Here is an 18,189-nt window from a genome sequence, read left to right on the forward strand (position 1 = left end):
AGCCCTGCGGGCTTTTTTGTGTCTGTCATTGTCCGAGAACATCCGGCTAAATCCGGTGATTATTGGTATACGTTTAGGTATACGGTAGGATGTATACCTAAACGCGTATACCAATTCATGAAGGAGCGGCCACAGTGGCACGGACAACACGCCCCCTTACCAACACCGAAGTTCTGCGTGCTAAAGCGTTAGAGAAGGATCTAACGCTGCATGATGGCGATGGCCTTTTCCTGATAGTGAAAACCAGCGGGAAAAAGCTCTGGCGCTTCCGTTATCAACGTCCGGCGACAAAACAGCGGACAATGATGGGGCTAGGTGCTTTCCCCGCCCTTTCACTTGCTGACGCCCGAGGGTTAAGAGCGGATTACCTTGCTTTGTTAGCCAACGAAATTGACCCACAAATTCAGGCCGAAGTTGCAGAGGAACAGCAGCAAATCGCTCTGGACAGTATTTTTTCAACGGTCGCCGCTAACTGGTTCCAGCTCAAAAGCAAAAGCGTTACCCCCGAATACGCAAAAGACATTTGGCGCTCACTGGAGAAAGATGTATTCCCTGCCATCGGTGAGCTCCCTGTTCAGCAAATCAAAGCCCGAATACTGGTTGAAGCCCTTGAACCAATCAAGGCACGCGGGGCGCTAGAGACTGTACGTCGACTGGTGCAGCGCATTAACGAGATAATGATATATGCCGTAAACACTGGTCTGATTGATACCAATCCCGCATCAGGTGTTGGAATGGCCTTTGAGAAGCCTAAAAAACAAAACATGCCGACACTACGGCCAGAAGAATTGCCGAAGCTGATGCGTTCTTTAGTCATGTCAAATCTGTCTGTTCCGACTCGCTGTCTAATCGAATGGCAACTCCTGACACTAGTGCGTCCTTCTGAGGCCTCCGGCGCTCGGTGGTCAGAGATCGATCTCGATGCCAAGCTCTGGACAATTCCAGCCGAACGGATGAAGGCCAAGCGAGAGCACATTGTTCCTTTATCCACTCAGGCATTAGACATTCTAGAGGTAATGAAACCTATTAGTGCGCATCGTGAGCATGTCTTCCCAAGCAGAAATGACCCTAAACAACCAATGAATAGCCAGACTGCCAATGCAGCATTAAAACGGATTGGGTATGGGGGAAAGTTGGTAGCTCACGGATTACGCTCCATTGCCAGTACATCTATGAATGAAGCTGGATTTAATTCAGATGTCATTGAGGCCGCATTGGCACATATTGATAAAAATGAAGTTCGGCGAGCATACAACCGTTCAACATATCTTCAAAAAAGAATTGAATTAATGAGTTGGTGGGGTGCATTAATTAGAGTATCATGCAGGTAAAAATAAGGTGATGATAAATCACCACCTTCCATATACTTAATTAAATTCTTTGAATTTATCACGCAACATACTGAAATGCTGCTCACCAATTTTATAATACTCGTCTAAAATACCATTAATAACCGCACTATTTATAATAAAAATATACTTACCTTTGCTTTTTGCCAACGCCTTTATCTTGTCTTTTTGCAGTTCGTTTGTTGCTTCACAGCAGGACAACAAACAAACTGATGTTTTAATAACATCCATTTCTTGAACTAGGTTTTCCAGATAACCCTCACTAATATGAGAGCTTGACATCAAAATATTAACTAAAATTATATCAGCCGGAATTTCAAAAACCGAAAAATCAAAAAAGAATCCCGCACGAGATTCATTTAACATTGTAAAGCTATAACCATGCATATTTCTCTTTATCAAGCATGGATAAAAAAGAGAAGGATAAAATATAGTCAGAAATATTTTTTTAAGGCTTTCAATATACAATCGCTCATCATTTTCTTTTATTGCAAGCTTGAGATTCTCAACATCTGATGATAGTGAGCCAGTTACAGCCCCTGTTGAATCATCAAAGCTTTTATGAGGAAGAGGCGGTGGCGGTGAAAGCAATAGTTCTTCTTTGTATTGCTTTATTGCATCAGGATATTTTACTATCTGTTCCTCAATAAACTCCTTAGACTGTCCAAATTCTTCGATAATCTTTGTAGCTGTTACTGTTTGCTTCCCTCTTAAAAGAGTTACAAGCGCAGACCCTGCTTTAAGATGTTCTGCTCTAATCTCTGGAATTATATATTTCCGATAAAATTTGGAGTGTGAATAAGCTATCTTTTCTCTAGCCAGTACCTTTGGAATAAGTATAATTTCTTCACCGTTGTAAACAGGAAGCTTGAATGTTCTTTTCCCCCATCGCCCACTATTCGGATCCCACAAACGAATACCAGAAACATCTGACATATCCACATTATAAAATTCACAAATCTTTTGTGTATATTCTATAAACGGAAGCTTAAGTATATTACATACAGAATCAGAAATCCTGTCAGATGCAATCCCGTCAATAGTTAATGCTGTATCCTCAAGATCATGCAGTAATCCTGTTTGAGCTGCTTTACTATTTTTCAATGACTCTAAAATTAGCTCTGCCGTTTTAACTCCTAAGGCTTTGCCAGAGGATTTTTTAGAAGAATACCCAAGATGAAATGAATTGGATTCCTTCAATGAAGATAATAATACTCCAGCTCTTTTAAGGTCTCCATTTTTTATACTAGCCATAACATCTGCGAAATAATCCCGAATTAATTTCTCAAGACCATCTCCCCAATTTGTTTTTAACGCTCGAATAGAGGTGGGATCTATAAAAAATTGTAAATCAGTATCCAAAGGGATATCAATAAAATCTAAATTTGATTGCTGAAATTCCATATTAAAAGCTTCAGAAAACTTCATACAGCACTCCTTACTTTAAGCATCTAGCAATGGGAACATACTCATTTATATTACATTAAGAAAAAGATCACAAGTTAGACAGATTAAAGTTGTTTAAAAATCACAAAAATAACAAATTACTCTTTAGTTTCAATTATATATATTGAAGAAAGGCTTTTTGAACACTGTAACGACTATTTTCATAATCAATAATACGTTCACTACTCACTGTTCCTGAGCTCTTCAAATACGCACTACATTGTACTTATCTCTCCAAACCAATATCGCACTCAATCGAGACCATTGGGGGGGATGCACTAAGTCAGCGAATTTAAATACTGCGCGCAATGCTCTCCCCGCCACGCCTGCCCGCTTAAGGGACCGCTTTTAATGCAGGTGCAAAGGTGGACTCAGGGCGCGCCGGGACTGGCGCTGGTCGGGAGTACATGGGCGAGAAAACACATGCAAAACCATGCACCCTTTGGATGCATGGCTTAATTCGGGAAAAATGGCGGGATTTACAGGGATTTTTTGACAGGCTACTGCGCAGCCAGTTCGGTGCGTCGACGGGTGTAAATCATGCTCTGTGCAGGCCGATAATCATCCCGCGAAGGCGCGTCAGGCCTGTATCCGATGACAGTTACCGCCATTATCTGTAATTAAAAATACTATCTGAAAAATTATGTGTGTATCTGCATAGGGATACGCACATCATCAGGAGACAGAATGATGCATTGTCACGCTACCCAACTCTGGCCGCTGTCATTACAAACCGCGCTTTACCGCCGCGCCGTGGCCTGTGCATGGCTAGTACTTTGCCAGCGTCAGCACCGCTATCCGCATCTCACCCTCGACGTGCTGGAAAGCGCCATTGCTGCCGAGCTGGAGGGGTTCTACCTGCGCCAGCACGGAGAGGAAAAAGGCCGTCAGATTGCCTGTGCACTGCTGGAAGATTTAATGGAAGCCGGACCACTGAAAGCTGCCCCGTCGCTGTCCTTCCTCGGGCTGGCCGTGATGAATGAGCTTTGCGCACGTCATATCACCGCACCGGTACTGCACTGAGGGAGAAAACAACGATGAAAATGAACGTAACAGAAACGGTAAAACAGGCATGCGGTCACTGGCCGCGCATTCTCCCGTCGCTGGGTGTGAAGGTCATTAAAGACCGCCATCAGGCCTGTCCGGTGTGCGGCGGCTCACCGTGCATCACCTGACCGGGGAAACCGTCATGGTGGCGCTGTCCTCCGTGAACCTCCTTTCTCTGGCTAGCCTTGCCCGTCATAAATACCCGGCCTGTCAGATTGTGCTGGCAGCCGACCGGGATTTAAACGGAGACGGCCAGAGCAAAGCCGCCGCGGCTGCAGAAGCCTATGAGGGCATGGTTGTCCTGCCGCCGGTGTTCGGCGACTGGAATGATGCGTTTATGCAGAAAGGTGAGGAGGCGACGCGGAAAGCGATTTATGACACCATCCGGCCACCGGCTGACAGTCCTTTCGCTACCATGAGCGAGGCGGAATTTACCGCCATGAGCACCAGTGAAAAAGCGATGCGGGTGCATGAGCATTACGGCGAAGCGCTGGCCGTGGATGCGAACGGCCAGCTCCTGTCACGCTATGAGGCCGGGATATGGAAAATCATTCCGCCGTCGGATTTTGCCCGCGACGTGGCCGGGTTATTCCAGCGTCTGCGTGCACCGTTCTCGTCGGGGAAAATTGCCTCTGTGGTGGAAACCCTGAAACTGATTATTCCGCAGCAGGATATACCGGCGCGTCGTCTGATTGGCTTTCGCAACGGCGTACTCGATACCGCCACCGGCACTTTCAGCCCGCACCATAAATCACACTGGCTGCGCACTCTGTGCGACGTGGATTTCACCTCACCCGTGGCGGGTGAAACGCTGGAAACCCACGCCCCTGATTTCTGGCGCTGGCTTGACCGCGCCGCCGGTGGCAGACCGGAAAAACGCGACGTGATTCTGGCTGCGCTGTTTATGGTGCTGGCGAACCGCTACGACTGGCAGCTCTTTCTTGAGGTGACCGGGCCGGGCGGGAGCGGAAAAAGTATTCTGGCCGAAATTGCGACCATGCTTGCCGGGGAAGATAACGCCACATCGGCCACCATCGAAACGCTGGAGTCGCCGCGTGAACGTGCTGCGCTGATTGGCTTCTCGCTGATCCGCCTGCCTGACCAGGAAAAGTGGAGCGGTGACGGTGCGGGACTCAAGGCCATCACTGGCGGGGATGCGGTCTCCGTTGACCCGAAATACAAGGATGCGTACTCCACCCATATTCCGGCGGTGATTCTGGCCGTAAACAATAACCCGATGCGATTTACCGACCGCAGCGGCGGTGTCTCCCGTCGCCGGGTGATCCTGCATTTCCCGGAGCAGATTGCCCCGGAGGAGCGCGACCCGCAGCTTAAGAACAAAATCGCCCGTGAGCTGGCCGTGATTGTGCGCCAGCTAATGCAGAAGTTCAGCGACCCGATGGCCGCGCGCGCACTGCTCCAGTCGCAGCAGAACTCCGATGAAGCGCTTAGCATCAAGCGCGATGCTGACCCGACATTTGATTTTTGTGGTTACCTTGAAGCACTGCCGGAGCCGGAGGGTATGTATATTGGCAATGCCAACATCATTCCGCGTCAGCCGCGCCTGTATTTGTATCATGCCTATCTAGCATACATGGAAGCCCACGGCTACAGGAATACCCTGAGCCTGACTATGTTCGGTAAGGGGTTGCCAGCCATGCTGAAAGAGTACGGGCTAAATTATGAAAAGCGCCGAAAAAATCAGGGCATACAAACCAATCTCACGCTAAGAGAGGAAAGCAACGCCGACTGGCTGCCGAAATGTGATGGCCCTATAGCGAAATAACCTACCCTGACCGGCAATAGCCGGTCTTTTTTTACCTGCAAAACGGCAACAGTGAACAGTAAAGTGTTCACTGTTCACCAACCATTCACATCATAACAGTTTGAATATTATAAATAAAAATGCTTTATGAACAGTGTGAACAGTTTTTCTAAAAAAAAGTTTTTTTCTTAATGTGATCTATTCAAAAACAGGTTCGTTTAACCACAGGAAGTACTGCAACAAATCGCCATTAGTATACGCTTAGGTATACCAACGAAAGTTGAATTAGTTAAAATAATTTAATAACAAACAGTTGCGCGAATTATTCAGACTCCGCCAGGCCACCACATACGCTTCCGGAGACGTCCGGGAAAGTCTAGAAAGCCCGCATGGCACAAGCCCTGCGGGCTTTTTTGCGTCTGTCGTTGTCCGAGTACATCCGGCTCAATCCAGAGAAAATTGGTACACGTTTAGGTACACGCTATACTGTGGTCCATTAAACGTGTACCAATTATGGATGGGATCCAGACATGGCGCGCATCACTCGCCCCCTCACTAACAACGAGATACTCAAAGCTAAACCCCGCGAGAAAGACTTTACCCTGCATGATGGCGATGGATTGTTCTTACTCGTCAAAACCTCTGGTAAAAAACTGTGGCGTTTCCGTTACCAACGTCCAATAAGTGGAAGCCGAACAAACTTAAGCCTCGGCTCATACCCAGCCCTTACGCTCGCAGCAGCTCGCCAGATACGCGACCAGCATTTAACAACCCTCGCACAAGGCATAGATCCTCAACAACAGCAGGAGCAAGCGTCAGAACAACGCCAGATTGAGTTAGATAGCATTTTCTCAACAGTAGCCGCTAACTGGTTTCAGATTAAAAGTAAAAGCGTTACAGGGGATTATGCGAAGGATATCTGGCGTTCTTTAGATAAAGATGTGTTCCCTGCCATTGGGGCGATACCTGTTCAGGAGATAAAAGCCAGATCGATTATTGAAGCACTTGAGCCAATCAAAGCACGTGGAGCTCTGGAAACTGTTAGGCGCTTCAGTGCAGCGTATCAATGAAATAATGATCTATGCTGTCAACACTGGGTTAATTGATGCTAACCCATCATCCGGCGTAAGAATGGCTTTTGAAAAACCCAAAAAGCAAAGCATGCCGACGCTGCGGCCAGAAGAATTGCCGAAACTGATGCGTTCTCTGGTCATGTCAAATTTGTCTGTTCAGACTCGCTGCCTCATTGAATGGCAACTCCTGACCCTTGTGCGCCCTTCTGAGGCCTCCGGTACTCGATGGGAAGAGATCGACCTCGACGCTAAGCTCTGGACAATTCCAGCCGAACGGATGAAGGCTAAGCGTGAGCACATAGTCCCACTATCTCCTCAGGCTTTAGATATTCTGGAAGTGATGAAACCTATCAGTGCTCACCGGGAATATGTATTCTCTAGCAGAGAATGATCCAAGACAACCTATGAATAGTCAGACTGCAAATGCTGCTTTAAAAAGAATAGGTTATGGTGGTAGATTGGTGGCACATGGTCTACGATCCATTGCAAGTACAGCGATGAACGAAGCTGGATTCAACTCTGATGTGATTGAAGCCGCATTAGCACATTCAGATAAGAACGAAGTTCGTAGAGCATATAATCGTTCAACCTATCTTGAGAAGAGGAGAGAGTTAATGAATTGGTGGGGGCTGGTTATCTTTTCTGCATGTGTAAATACCAACACTCCCCTACAATAACTTATGTTCTTGAGCATCAAAATCATTAACACCTTGCTATTATTAGCATAAATAATATTTATTTTAATGGTGAAATTATTGTGAAAAGCTTTGGTTTTTTTAATAATAAAGGCGGGGTTGGAAAAACTACGCTATTGTGTAATGTTGCAGCATCATTAGCTATTGAGTTTGATAAAAAAGTTTTAGTTATTGATGCGGCATCCTCAATGTAATGCCTCAGCCTACATTTTAAATGAAGATGATCTCGAAAGGATTTTCTTGGACAATGACTTTTATAGTATTGATTCATTTTTTGATCCTGTCAGAAAAGGTCAAGGCTATCCACAGAAAATGCCTGAGATTGTAACAAGCCAACGATTTAAGGTAGATTTAATTGTTGGCAGCCCTAAACTATCAATTAGAGAAGATCTTTTGGCTACTGATTGGGCTGCGACTAGAAACGGAGAACATAGAGGGTTTCAAACTACCTATGTTTTCAAAGAGCTTATATCAAGATTAAGCCATTATGATATTATTATGATTGATATGGGACCTTCTCTTGGAGCCCTAAACCGTTCAGTCATTCTTGGTGTTGACATGTTTCTAATGCCTCTATCCGTTGACATTTTCAGCATGATGGCTGTAGAAAATATTATAAAATCTTTCAACACTTGGAAATCTGCCTTAGCTGACGCGCTAGTAAAATATGTTGAGGTAGAAGGGGAGTCATTTTCAATTTGCAACACCCCAGTTCAATGGAATTTAGATTTTGCAGGTTATGTTATGCAGCAGTATAAAGCAAAATCCAAAGGTGGTGTTCGCGAACCTGTTGCTGCTTTTGAAAGAATAATAACTAAACAAAAACAAGAACTAGTAGAGCTCTGTAATTTCTTTAATTCAGATATAGATGAACTAAACCTAGGTGAAATCCCAACACTAAGCAGTGTTGTTCCATTATCACAACAAGCACACGCACCTATTTTTGAGCTATCTTCAAAGGATGGAATTGTTGGGTCACAATATACACGTGTTTCTGAAGCAGCCGAATTCTTCCACAAGATATCTGCCAATTTATTGGAGCGTTTGGATAAATGATTTCTTGGTCAGAACCCCTAATTGAAGCCTTAGCTAGACGCCGCTGCGTCATTATGATTGGAGCGGGTATTTCCAAAAATTCATCTAATGAACACGGTAAAAGACCAGCAACATGGGAAGAGTTCCTCAGAGAATGCTTAAATGAAATTGATGATAAGGACTGTATAACTCAACTAATAAACCAAAAGGACTATTTAAGTGCATGTGAAATTATCAAAGACAAACTTACGTTAGATGTTTTTGTAGACAAAGTTCAGGCTGAATATCAACGGGCTGGTTATAGACCTGCTAAGATTCATGGGCACATATATAACCTCGACGCTTCTATTGTTGCAAGCCCCAACTTTGACACAATTTACGACTCCTATGCAGGTGGAATATCGTCAGGAACATTAATAGTTAAAGATCATCAGAGTGATGATATTGCAAATTACTTACTTGGTGGTGACACCAGATTATTTCTTAAAACACATGGCTCAGCTAACGATCCAAGAAAAATAATTTTCACACGCCGAGATTATGCAGAAGCAAGAACAAAACACGTCTTGTTTTACGAAATACTCAAGGCATTAGCTCTAACACATACTTTTCTCTTCCTCGGTTGCGGAACAGATGACCCAGATATTAGGATGCTATTTGAAGATATTCAATTTACACATGAAAGAATACCTTATCACTACATGACATTACCCGAGGGTGAGGTTCACAATGATATTTTAAATATCGCCTCAAAGTCCATGAGAATTAAATTCTTACATTATTCTCCAGATAACGGCCACGTCGAACTAACTGATTCTCTTGAGCAACTAGTAGAGAAGGTTGAACAATTCAGATTCGAAAATCTGAAAGAAACATTAAAATGGTGACAAATATTTTCCATTTATCACTTTAATAAAAAAGAGGCAATGACGCCTCTTTTTTATTAGTATCTCATTGAAAATCCATCATCAAAAAAACACACTTCCTTATTTATCTCCCAACTCACCTCTCTCACAACACAAGATTACAATAACACCAACCATCAGGTTCAAATACCTAATCACACACTACAACTCAAAAAAAACAAACATCATTAAGCAACACTCTTTCCTCTACGCCTACTCATTGGATTTAGCATTTATAACTCAAATGAATTAAAACGATAACATTGCCTTAGTTATACCCCCGCACACTAACATTTAACTATAGCAACAAATTAACGGCCCCCCATACAGATACCGCACCTTGGTCCGAAAAGTAGCCAATAACAGATAATAGACCCTAAGTCACACCTTACAGTCCCTATTCCTCTTCCGTAAGCACTACATCACCACAACAACGCGCGCAGGCACTAAGTAAATAAATTAATTACCCATCTCAGCGCGCAATGCTTTCCCCGCCTCGCCTGCCCGCCTCATGGGGCGCTTTTAATGCAGATGCATGAGACGGCGCAGAGCGCGCCAGGACTGGCGCGGCGAGGGTTAGAAAATATCGAAGGATGCATGCAAAACCATGCACGCTATGCATGCATGGCTTTTTAGAGAAAAAATGCGGGGATTTACGGCGATTTTTTTATGCCGAGCGCTGCTGTTCCAGTGCGATTTTTCGGTGCATAAATTTCAGGTTTTCGGCAGGCGTTGTGCGGCTGATGGCATCCTGCCGGGCGGCTGTTTCTGGCCGTAGTCCCACACTGTTTAAAATATCCCGACTGGCCTCGGCGTACTCAATGGCCGGGCTGATGGCCATACTGACAGCCAGCGCTTCCCGCAGGTATTCCAGTGCCCGATCGGCGGCCCGTGTACGTAACAGCTCCGGTTGATGATTCAGCCCCATTAACTCCGGGGCCAGCGCACTGAGCAGCTCGGTACCGTGACGTTGCATGAAGCTGCGCAGCCCATATAACCGTGCCGCTCGTCTCTAAAGCCATACCGTATCGGAAAACACAATCCACGTTCGCTCCCCGCACCATGACATGATAACGTTTTCGCTTACGGTGCAGCATCGCCGGATAGGCGCGGCCGTGGCGGTAGACACACACACCGTCGCGGGCCGAGCGATACGCACTCTTTGTTAAACGGGATAATCCGATGAGCGTCATTTACGTTGTGGTGTTGACCTATAGTAAACCCCTGTCTGAAATCGATGCGCAGATGGCGGCGCATATTGAGTGGCTTAATCAGGGCTATGACGAGGGGGTTTTCCTGACCTCTGGGCGCCGTATTCCGCGCAGCGGCGGAGTGATCCTGGCGCGCAGCGACACGCTGGAGGCCCTGCAGGCCAGACTGCAGCGCGATCCGTTTCAGCAGCATGGGCTGGTCGCTACCGAGATCATCCCCTTTGAGGCCAGTCGCTGCGCCGATACGATCCAAGGGCTGTTGGCGTAAGGCGACCGCCATCGGCAGTACTGACGGGACAGCTTCTGGGTGTCCATAGACAACGCCACCGACAGGTGGCGTTTTAGCGACACGGAGATATACCCCGCGAGTTGATCTCCAGCAGATTAGCGCCGCACGGCGATGGCCTCGATCTCGATCAGGGCATCCTTCGGCAAACGAGCGACCTCGACGCAGGAGCGCGCCGGGAACGGGGCTCCGTGCGCGCTAAAGAACGCTTCATAGGCGGCGTTGACGGCGGTGAACGCATTGAGATCCTTAACAAATACCGTCGTTTTCACGATGGAGGCCACGCTGAGCCCGGCGGCGTCGACGATAGCCTTGACATTCTCCAGCGACTGGCAGGTCTGCTCCGCGACGCCCTGCGGCATGGTGCCGCTGACGGGATCCAGCGGAAGCTGGCCGGAGGTCAGCACCATGTTGCCCAAATCGATGCCCTGAACATAGGGGCCAATGGCGGCCGGGGCGTGCGGTGTGTTGATAACGTTAGACATAATGACTCCTAAATGCGCTTTCAGCGCGGGCGGGGATTACACAAAGACAAACTGGTTCAGCAGGATCAGCGAGACCACGCCGCTGATAACCACCCAGATCAGACCAAAGCGCAGGCTGACCAGAGTACAGATCACCGCGGCGATCACCTTCGGGTTGCGCAGATCAAACTCCATGTGGGAGTCAACGCTGAGGATCTGGATCGCAATGATGGCCGGCAGTACGGTGACCGGCACAAAGCGCAGCGTCTTTTTTACCCGGGGCGACATGTTGATGCGGCTGCCCAGCCCGATCAGGGAGAAGCGGATCGCAAAGGTGACCGCCGCCATGCCGAGCGTAAGCATGGCAAAAAAAGCATTAGTCATTGACGCTTACCTCGCGCATCGTATTAAGTTCGTTAAATATCTTATGCGACTCTTCGGTTTCACGCAGGGCCTTCTCTCTTTCATCCGCCAGATCGACCGCCAGACCGGCGACAACGCCCAGCACCGAGGCCACGACGATCCCCAGGGAATAAGGTAGGATCACCAGCAGCACGCCGGAGACGCTGGCCACCACCGCGGCAATGATACAGGCGCGGCTTTTCACCTGCGGGATCACGATGGCGATAAAGGCGGCGATCATCGCGAAATCCAACCCGTATTTTTCAATGTTAGGAAACGCCGCCCCCAGCAATGCGCCGAGAAAGTCGGCCACCACCCAAATAAACCAGAAGGTCAGCATCGCGGACATATAGAAATAGACTTTCTCATGCTTATTTTCCTGCATCGGTTTAACCGTGACCGCATACACCTCGTCCGTCAGTCCATATGCCATCAGGCATTTTTTCCAGAGTGCGTAGTGGCGCATTTTATCCGACATCGATGCGCTATACAGTACATGGCGCAGGTTAATGATCAGCGTAGTTAATACGATAACCCCTATCGAGGCGCCAGTTTTTATCATATTCAGCGCCAGCATCTGCGCCGATCCGGCGATAACAATGCAGGACCAGGCGGTGCTCTGCCATATGCTCATGCCCGCTCCGACGCTCAGCGCACCGACGATAAATGAGAAGGGAAAGTCCCCGACGCACAGCGGAAAAATCATCTTCATTCCGCTGAGTATTGCTTGTTTTCTTTTCATATTAGCCTCCATCCTGCGGCGCTAATCTTTCAATTATTTTTGAGTCATGATGCTAATAATTTCTTTATCGGTGAAGCGCATCGGTTTGATCACCAGACGGCACAGATTCTGAATCGAGTCTTCCACGTCATGGGCCACGATACCGTCATTTTCACCGGCGCAGTGGTTTTGGCGCGCCATCAGCACCGATTTAAAGGCGCTCATGGTGGTCGTGGAGACTTTCATCGCGCAGCTGTTGGAGGCGCCGTCGCAGATGATGCCGCTGACGTCGCTGATCATGTTGGTAATCGCCTGACCGATCGCCTGGAAGCTGTGGGTAAACAGCCAGGCCATGCCGGCGGCCGAGCCCATGGCGGCCGTCGAGGCGGCGCACAGCGCGGACAGGCGGGTATAGCGCGCATGGATCGAGATCGCCACCAGATGGGAGAGCGCTAGCGCACGGGCCAGCTGGTCATCGTTAACCTTGAGGTGACGAGCCACCGCAACGACCGGCAGCGTTGCGGCAATCCCTTGATTACCTGAGCCAAAGTTAGACATGGCTGGAACCGGCGCGCCGCCCATGCGGGCATCAGAGGCAGCCACCGTGTCGATCAGCACCCGGGTCATCAGCGAATCGCTCATCATCCCCTCATCAATGGCGGCGGAGAGGGTCTGGTTAATATTCAGGCCATAGGGCTGAGCCTTACCGACCGTCGATAGGGTGCCGTTAATCTCGGCGGCCTGCAGGATAAACGCCAGCTCATCAAACGGCGCCTGATTCACATAATCAAAAGCCTCGCGCAGCGTAAACGGCGGAAGCTCACCCGCCGTATCCTCCTGACCACGCGGTTGCGCCACGGCGACGGCCTCACCGTTCAGGTACAGTTCAGTCACGTTAGTATGGCTGCCGTTCACCACGATACGGCATTCGCTGTGCTGACTGCGCAGGGTCAGATCCAGATGGATAAAGTCCTCGGTATCGGCAGCGCCGATATTCACTCTACCGCAGGCAACCATCGTTTTTGCCTGTTCAACGCACGCATCGCCGATCCCTTTTAAGGTTTCCAGGCCGCGGCTGGCATCCCCCCCGAGGGCGCCGATGGCCGCCGCCAGATTAACGCCGCAGCAGGCGGTGCCGGGGATGGTTACCCCCATGGCATTTTTATACAGATTTTCAGAGATGGCGCCGCTAATGGTCTCCACCGGCTCCCCTAGGCATCGCTGGGCATAGGCCGCCGCATAGGCGATGGCGACCGGCTCAGTGCAGCCCAGCGCCGGCGCGACCTCTTTTTTCAGCCATTGCACGAATAACGGTGTCGCGGTAATTGGCGTAGTCATTGTTATTTCCCTCAAGATTAAAAAACAAATGCTCTGATAAATACTCTATGGGAATCCGCAGGAAATAACTTTCTATAATCACTCGTCTTATTGGCGACAAAAAGAAAAAACACTCTATTTTTAACAATAGGAAAAAAATAAATTACAACAATGTTAATTAATTGATTTTCATTGGATTGATAATGATATCAATTATCAAAAGGCAATTTTTAGTGCATTGCATCACACTTTGCAAAGAGAATAATTTTCTTATTCCACTTAAAACTCAGCAAAAAAATTTCATCAATAGGCTATCTTGCAGCAAGAAACCCTAGCAACTAATTTCTAATCATTTCTGTAAACATCATAATTCAAATATATTTATAAAAATATGGAATATTATTTAAAAAGTAAAATCAGTCTGCAGTGATAATAAAAAGGCGAGGTGGAAAGAGGTTGCCAATAATATGGCCAGAGGTAGGCGTGTCGATAATGTCAGCGATGCGAACGCCTTACCGCCGGACACGGTGATAAGGCGCGGGACCGATTACAGGTGCGCGTTAAACCACGCCAACTGCTCGGCGAGAGAGCGGCAGAAGTGCTCGCCGTCATACATATCGTAGTGGTGCGCTCCCTCCTCGACATACAGCCGCTTGGTCGCGGCACCCGCGGCGGCAAACAGAGCGATCCCCTGCTGCGGAGGATTGACCGTATCCTGTTCCGCCACCACCACCAGCGTGGGACACTGTACCTGCGCCGCAAAGCGCGCCGGCTGATAGCGAACGGTTTCCAGCACCGTCAGAAAAGGGATTTTGATATCCATCGCGGGATAACGCAGCCGATAGTCGGCAAAGAAGGCCTTGGACTCCTCGTCACTCAGCACCCGCGTAACGGCCACCATCATCTCTTTACCGCTGGCGTTCTTTTTCTCCTCCATCCGCAGCAGCGAGGCGATAAAGGCGTTCTTCTCCTCTTCCGTCATCTGTCCGGTGACCATGGCCTCGCCGTCGGCAAAGGCCAGCTGACTCACAATACACCTCACCCGGGCGTCGCCAGCGGCAGCGGCAAAGACATGGCAGCCGCCAAATGAGGTACCCCACAGGCCAATGCGCTCGGCATCGATAGCCGGCTGGGCCGCAGCCCAATCAATCACGCTGGTAATATCCGCCGTCTGCATAGCGGGAACCAGGCGACCGCGCTCTCCCGCGCTGGCGCCAAATCCGCGATAATCAAAGGTCAGCGCAGAGAATCCCGCCTGCGCGAAGGCTTCCGCAAAGGCAGGTAATAGCGCCTGCTGAATACCACAAAATCCATGACATAAAATAATCGCCGGAGAAGCGCTAATCTCTGCGGGGTGATACCAGGTCAGCGCAATACCGTTAGGCAAGGTATGAGTTGATATTTGCATTATCAGGAACGATCCATTTTTTATTAGGATCGTTACTATCAGCCAAAATACGATAGGCATTCAAGAAAAATCAAATCAGCGCTAGGACACCGTTTAGCTCTCGTTGACAATCACATTAAAACAGTAAGATAACATCTGAATGCGACCAGAATCACGGCGATGGCGCCATCCTGATATACTTATTTTTAGGTAGCGATGCGCTAGGTGGTTTATTCATAGGTGCGCGGCACTTTAGTATTGCCGCAGCAACTTTTCATTTTTACACAATGCGCCAAATTCATCCCAATTCTTGCCCCCTCCGTTGAGACTGGGTTTTATTTTTAGTGTTAGTCTGTACCTCGATATTCATCGATGCGCGGAGGATACGATCGCGTGATGACCCGAGCTTCTCTGAACCCGAAATAAGCTATACGGCAACCTGACTGAGAGAGACGACCGTGCTACGAATTAAATATTTTCTGTTACTGCTCCTGCTTTGCGTTTCCAGCTCCCTGTATGCCCTGGATAAAGATGAGCAGGATCTGCCCGGCCTGCCCAGCGGCGCCTACGACTACCTGGTTTACGCCGTCACCTGGCAGCCTACGTTTTGTCTGCTGAATCCGGCTGCTCCGGGGTGTAAAGCCTATCGCGCCGACTTTTATACCCATGGGATCTGGCCCTACTTTCTCTCTACCGAGCAGAGCGCCAACCGCCATCCCTCCAACTGTATCCAGTCACCCGGCTGCCCCGCGGGCAGCAGCTGCGCGCTGTTACCGGGCGTGATCGACGCCCTGCTGAAAGATACGGCGTTTCGAAAAATCGTCAGCGCCCAGCCCGAAGGGCTGATGAAGCACGAATGGAGTAAGCACGGTACCTGCCTCGGCAGCGATCAGCGGGGATATTTTACTCGCTTTACGCAGCTGAAATCGGCGGTGAAATATGACGATGAATTCAAAAAGCATATGGGGCAGTCCGTCTCTCTCGACACCCTGCGCGCCTGGTTCCCCGATAACGTTCGCTTTCGCTGTGCAACCCACGGCGGCAAGCACTATTTCTTTGAAGCGTTTTACCTGATAGACCGGCAGGGCGCCCCCGATGGCCGCGACGCCAAGCTACAGATAGGTGAACCCTGCCCGTTAGAAGCTATCTGGATCCCCGCGCCGCCGTCGCTCGATGCACGCTAATCCGTAAATCCCATAACACCGCGCCGGAGCGCCATCGCTGCGTATCCCGGCGCCCTCCCCCTCCACGCGGTAAAACAGCGCTGACGCGATAAATCAGGGATAATAAACATTATCCATAGCCGACGATTAACGAACGCAGATCAGTCGCGTATCTTCACGCGATGACCGTTCGGTCGCCCAAAATACGCCATGCCCCCCGCGGCGACGCTCAGGCCAGCCGGGGCCGCGAGCCGGAGATAAAGACGAAAGCTGGAGCAACGCAGAACGGCAAAATAATCATCCCGCGTCAAAACGCGCCGACGGGTCTATACAGATAATCGGATACAGCAAGACAGGCCATTCGCTATCCACATCGCCATATATAGCCACATCGGCACTGAGGTAATACACGCCCTATATCGCCGCGCTCTATATTTTAAGCGACGCTAGCTCGCGGTACTTCAGCCGATTACGTCCGGTATTTTTGGCCTGATACAGCATTTCATCGGCATAGCGCACCAGCGCATCGAATGACTGGGGGGTTACGCACTCCCGCGGCACCAGCACGCAGCCGATGCTGACCGTGAGATGGCCCGGTAAGGCCTCATCGCTACCGTAATCCAGAGACTCACGCAGCTTATCCAGCCGTTCTAAAATATTGCACTGACCGTCAGCGCTGCACAGCGCAATAAACTCCTCGCCGCCGAAGCGGCCGATCAGACTATCCGGCTCCTTAAAATGACGACGCATTTCATTGGAAAAGTAGATCAGCGCTTCATCTCCAGCCTGATGACCATAGGTATCGTTGTAATGCTTAAAGTAGTCCAGATCGAACAGCGCTAGCGCTACCAGCGACCTGGCATGCTGCAGCAGCGGCGCAAAGTGCTGAACAAAGCTGCGCCGGTTACGGATCCCGGTCAGATAGTCGATGCTGGCCTGCAGGGTCAGCGCCTGATTCAGCTGCTCCAGCTGCTCACGCTGGGCGGCCAGCGCCTGCAGCACGACTTTATCTGCGCCAATATCCTGGATCTGTGAAATATAAAGCAGCACCGCATCCTGCTCAAAAATGGCCGATACGCTCAAACGTACCCACAGGTAGGCGCCATCTCGCTTCAGGTAGCGCTTCTCCACCGAGTAAAACTCAATGCGACGCTGCGCCAGATCCTGCAGGTATTGCAGATCCAGCGCCAGATCGTCGGGATGAGTTATCGACTGAAAGCTGGTATTCAGCATCTCCGCCTCGCTGTATCCCAGCATCTTACAAAAGGTACGGTTGGCTCGTCGGTAGTAGCCCTCCGGTGAGGTCAGCGCCATCCCAATCGCCGCGTATTTAAACGCCTTATCGATGATCTCATTGATGCGCTGGTTTTCCCGCAGCAGCTGCGCGTTACGCTGGAGCAGCGTCGACTGATACAGCATATGGCCGATGCTGCTGGCCATAAAGCGCACGCAGGCAATCTGTCCGCTGCTGAAGGGGCGGTTACGCCCATTGCGCGACAGCAGCTCCAGCAGGCCATAAAACTCACCGCCCACCGTCAGCGGAATCCCGATATAGCTGGCGACGGGCAGCGCGCGGTAGGGCGGCGGCAGGCGCTGACGCTGCGCATCGGAAACCGTGGTCTGTACCACCAGCGCTCCCTGGGCCACCACGCTGGCGCTGAAGTCCGCTGCGAGCGCGAGGTGGTGTCCCGCCTGCAGCCCCGCGAGCGCGGGATACTGAAAGACGACGCTGGCGATCCGATGGTTCACCCGGCTGATCACCCCGACCTGCATGTTAAGGATCTTCAGCCCCAGCCCCAGGATATGGTGGTACACCTCATCGCCCGCGTCATGCGGCAGCGTGGTAAGGGATACCAGCTCGGGGTAGTAACGCGCCAGCTGCGGATCGCTGTCGTTCACGGCCTCTCTCCTTCAGAACATCGG

The 18,189-nt window shown here is 49.6% G+C and carries 16 protein-coding genes and 3 pseudogenes; 10 read left to right on the forward strand and 9 right to left on the reverse strand.

The annotated features are described in order from the left end of the window. The first annotated feature begins 134 nt into the window (after positions 1–134). Positions 135–1,331 (forward strand): integrase domain-containing protein, encoded by a 1,197-nt coding sequence (locus L1P05_RS13135; protein ID WP_012849569.1) that lies wholly within the window; start codon positions 135–137, stop codon positions 1,329–1,331. A 36-nt stretch (positions 1,332–1,367) separates the two neighbouring features. Here L1P05_RS13135 and L1P05_RS13140 read toward each other — a convergent pair whose 3' ends face one another. After that, the gene (locus tag L1P05_RS13140; protein ID WP_012849570.1) at positions 1,368–2,777 is read right to left on the reverse strand and encodes a hypothetical protein; all 1,410 of its coding nucleotides are present in this window, start codon (positions 2,775–2,777) and stop codon (positions 1,368–1,370) included. A 518-nt stretch (positions 2,778–3,295) separates the two neighbouring features. Next, positions 3,296–3,400 (reverse strand): annotated as a pseudogene (locus L1P05_RS13145) (phage polarity suppression protein); the annotation flags it as partial. A gap of 85 nt (positions 3,401–3,485) precedes the next feature. On the opposite strand from L1P05_RS13145, the gene L1P05_RS13150 reads away from it, so the two are divergent. From L1P05_RS13150 to L1P05_RS13175, 7 genes and pseudogenes are all read left to right on the forward strand, one after another. Continuing rightward, entirely contained in the window at positions 3,486–3,818 is a 333-nt protein-coding gene (locus L1P05_RS13150; protein WP_045474486.1) for a DUF5375 domain-containing protein, read from the forward strand. Positions 3,819–3,832: 14 nt separating this feature from the next. Further along, positions 3,833–3,970: a hypothetical protein gene (locus tag L1P05_RS17570; RefSeq protein WP_193345403.1), complete on the forward strand. Its 138-nt coding sequence runs from the start codon at positions 3,833–3,835 to the stop codon at positions 3,968–3,970. Beyond that, positions 3,952–5,628: pseudogene (locus L1P05_RS13155) on the forward strand (primase-like DNA-binding domain-containing protein); the annotation flags it as partial. The gene L1P05_RS17570 and the pseudogene L1P05_RS13155, both read left to right, overlap by 19 nt. Before the next feature lie 509 nt (positions 5,629–6,137). Beyond that, a pseudogene (locus tag L1P05_RS13160) lies at positions 6,138–7,357 on the forward strand (integrase domain-containing protein). A gap of 80 nt (positions 7,358–7,437) precedes the next feature. After that, a complete protein-coding gene (locus L1P05_RS13165; RefSeq protein WP_012849572.1) occupies positions 7,438–7,569 on the forward strand; it encodes a ParA family protein in 132 nt (43 codons plus the stop codon). A gap of 46 nt (positions 7,570–7,615) precedes the next feature. Continuing rightward, a complete protein-coding gene (locus L1P05_RS13170) occupies positions 7,616–8,431 on the forward strand; it encodes a ParA family protein (protein WP_012849573.1) in 816 nt (271 codons plus the stop codon). Further along, positions 8,428–9,297 (forward strand): SIR2 family protein, encoded by an 870-nt coding sequence (locus L1P05_RS13175; protein WP_071818532.1) that lies wholly within the window; start codon positions 8,428–8,430, stop codon positions 9,295–9,297. Before L1P05_RS13170 ends, L1P05_RS13175 begins: the two co-directional genes overlap by 4 nt. 685 nt (positions 9,298–9,982) lie before the next feature. Here L1P05_RS13175 and L1P05_RS13180 read toward each other — a convergent pair. Further along, positions 9,983–10,291: a phage polarity suppression protein gene (locus L1P05_RS13180; protein ID WP_012849575.1), complete on the reverse strand. Its 309-nt coding sequence runs from the start codon at positions 10,289–10,291 to the stop codon at positions 9,983–9,985. 206 nt (positions 10,292–10,497) lie between these two features. Between L1P05_RS13180 and L1P05_RS13185 the strand changes: the two genes are divergently transcribed. Further along, on the forward strand, positions 10,498–10,794 hold the full coding sequence (locus L1P05_RS13185) for a YciI family protein (RefSeq protein ID WP_012849576.1): 297 nt from the start codon (positions 10,498–10,500) through the stop codon (positions 10,792–10,794). A gap of 116 nt (positions 10,795–10,910) precedes the next feature. Here the strand turns inward: L1P05_RS13185 and L1P05_RS13190 are convergent, their stop codons facing one another. From L1P05_RS13190 to uilS, 5 genes are all read right to left on the reverse strand, one after another. Then, positions 10,911–11,297, reverse strand: coding sequence for a RidA family protein (locus L1P05_RS13190; protein WP_012849577.1), 387 nt, complete (start codon positions 11,295–11,297; stop codon positions 10,911–10,913). Positions 11,298–11,333: 36 nt separating this feature from the next. Beyond that, entirely contained in the window at positions 11,334–11,660 is a 327-nt protein-coding gene (locus tag L1P05_RS13195) for an AzlD domain-containing protein (RefSeq protein ID WP_012849578.1), read from the reverse strand. Further along, positions 11,653–12,420, reverse strand: coding sequence for an AzlC family ABC transporter permease (locus L1P05_RS13200; RefSeq protein ID WP_012849579.1), 768 nt, complete (start codon positions 12,418–12,420; stop codon positions 11,653–11,655). Before L1P05_RS13200 ends, L1P05_RS13195 begins: the two co-directional genes overlap by 8 nt. 33 nt (positions 12,421–12,453) lie before the next feature. After that, complete coding sequence (locus tag L1P05_RS13205; protein WP_012849580.1) at positions 12,454–13,737, reverse strand: L-cysteine desulfidase family protein; 1,284 nt, start codon at positions 13,735–13,737, stop codon at positions 12,454–12,456. 526 nt (positions 13,738–14,263) lie between these two features. Then, a complete protein-coding gene (gene uilS / locus L1P05_RS13210) occupies positions 14,264–15,124 on the reverse strand; it encodes a UilS family quorum-quenching N-acyl-homoserine lactonase (RefSeq protein ID WP_015462185.1) in 861 nt (286 codons plus the stop codon). A gap of 437 nt (positions 15,125–15,561) precedes the next feature. Between uilS and L1P05_RS13215 the strand changes: the two genes are divergently transcribed. Beyond that, positions 15,562–16,287 carry a ribonuclease T2 family protein gene (locus L1P05_RS13215; protein WP_012849583.1) on the forward strand — a complete coding sequence of 242 codons (726 nt, stop codon included), beginning with the start codon at positions 15,562–15,564 and terminating at the stop codon, positions 16,285–16,287. Between the two features lie 408 nt (positions 16,288–16,695). Here the strand turns inward: L1P05_RS13215 and L1P05_RS13220 are convergent, their stop codons facing one another. Then, positions 16,696–18,165, reverse strand: coding sequence for a sensor domain-containing diguanylate cyclase (locus tag L1P05_RS13220; RefSeq protein WP_012849584.1), 1,470 nt, complete (start codon positions 18,163–18,165; stop codon positions 16,696–16,698). Between the last annotated feature and the right edge of the window lie 24 nt (positions 18,166–18,189).

The organism is Edwardsiella piscicida (assembly GCF_021733145.1).
GTDB classification, from domain to species: Bacteria; Pseudomonadota; Gammaproteobacteria; order Enterobacterales; family Enterobacteriaceae; genus Edwardsiella; species Edwardsiella piscicida.

What these genes read in the sequence shown, in the direction of transcription:
- L1P05_RS13140 (WP_012849570.1), bottom strand. Translation starts at nt 2,777, where the DNA reads ATGAAGTTTTCTGAAGCTTTTAATATGGAATTTCAGCAATCAAATTTA.
- L1P05_RS13150 (WP_045474486.1), top strand. Translation starts at nt 3,486, where the DNA reads ATGCATTGTCACGCTACCCAACTCTGGCCGCTGTCATTACAAACCGCG.
- L1P05_RS17570 (WP_193345403.1), top strand. Translation starts at nt 3,833, where the DNA reads ATGAAAATGAACGTAACAGAAACGGTAAAACAGGCATGCGGTCACTGG.
- L1P05_RS13175 (WP_071818532.1), top strand. Translation starts at nt 8,428, where the DNA reads ATGATTTCTTGGTCAGAACCCCTAATTGAAGCCTTAGCTAGACGCCGC.
- L1P05_RS13180 (WP_012849575.1), bottom strand. Translation starts at nt 10,291, where the DNA reads ATGCAACGTCACGGTACCGAGCTGCTCAGTGCGCTGGCCCCGGAGTTA.
- L1P05_RS13185 (WP_012849576.1), top strand. Translation starts at nt 10,498, where the DNA reads ATGAGCGTCATTTACGTTGTGGTGTTGACCTATAGTAAACCCCTGTCT.
- L1P05_RS13190 (WP_012849577.1), bottom strand. Translation starts at nt 11,297, where the DNA reads ATGTCTAACGTTATCAACACACCGCACGCCCCGGCCGCCATTGGCCCC.
- L1P05_RS13195 (WP_012849578.1), bottom strand. Translation starts at nt 11,660, where the DNA reads ATGACTAATGCTTTTTTTGCCATGCTTACGCTCGGCATGGCGGCGGTC.
- L1P05_RS13200 (WP_012849579.1), bottom strand. Translation starts at nt 12,420, where the DNA reads ATGAAAAGAAAACAAGCAATACTCAGCGGAATGAAGATGATTTTTCCG.
- L1P05_RS13205 (WP_012849580.1), bottom strand. Translation starts at nt 13,737, where the DNA reads ATGACTACGCCAATTACCGCGACACCGTTATTCGTGCAATGGCTGAAA.
- uilS (WP_015462185.1), bottom strand. Translation starts at nt 15,124, where the DNA reads ATGCAAATATCAACTCATACCTTGCCTAACGGTATTGCGCTGACCTGG.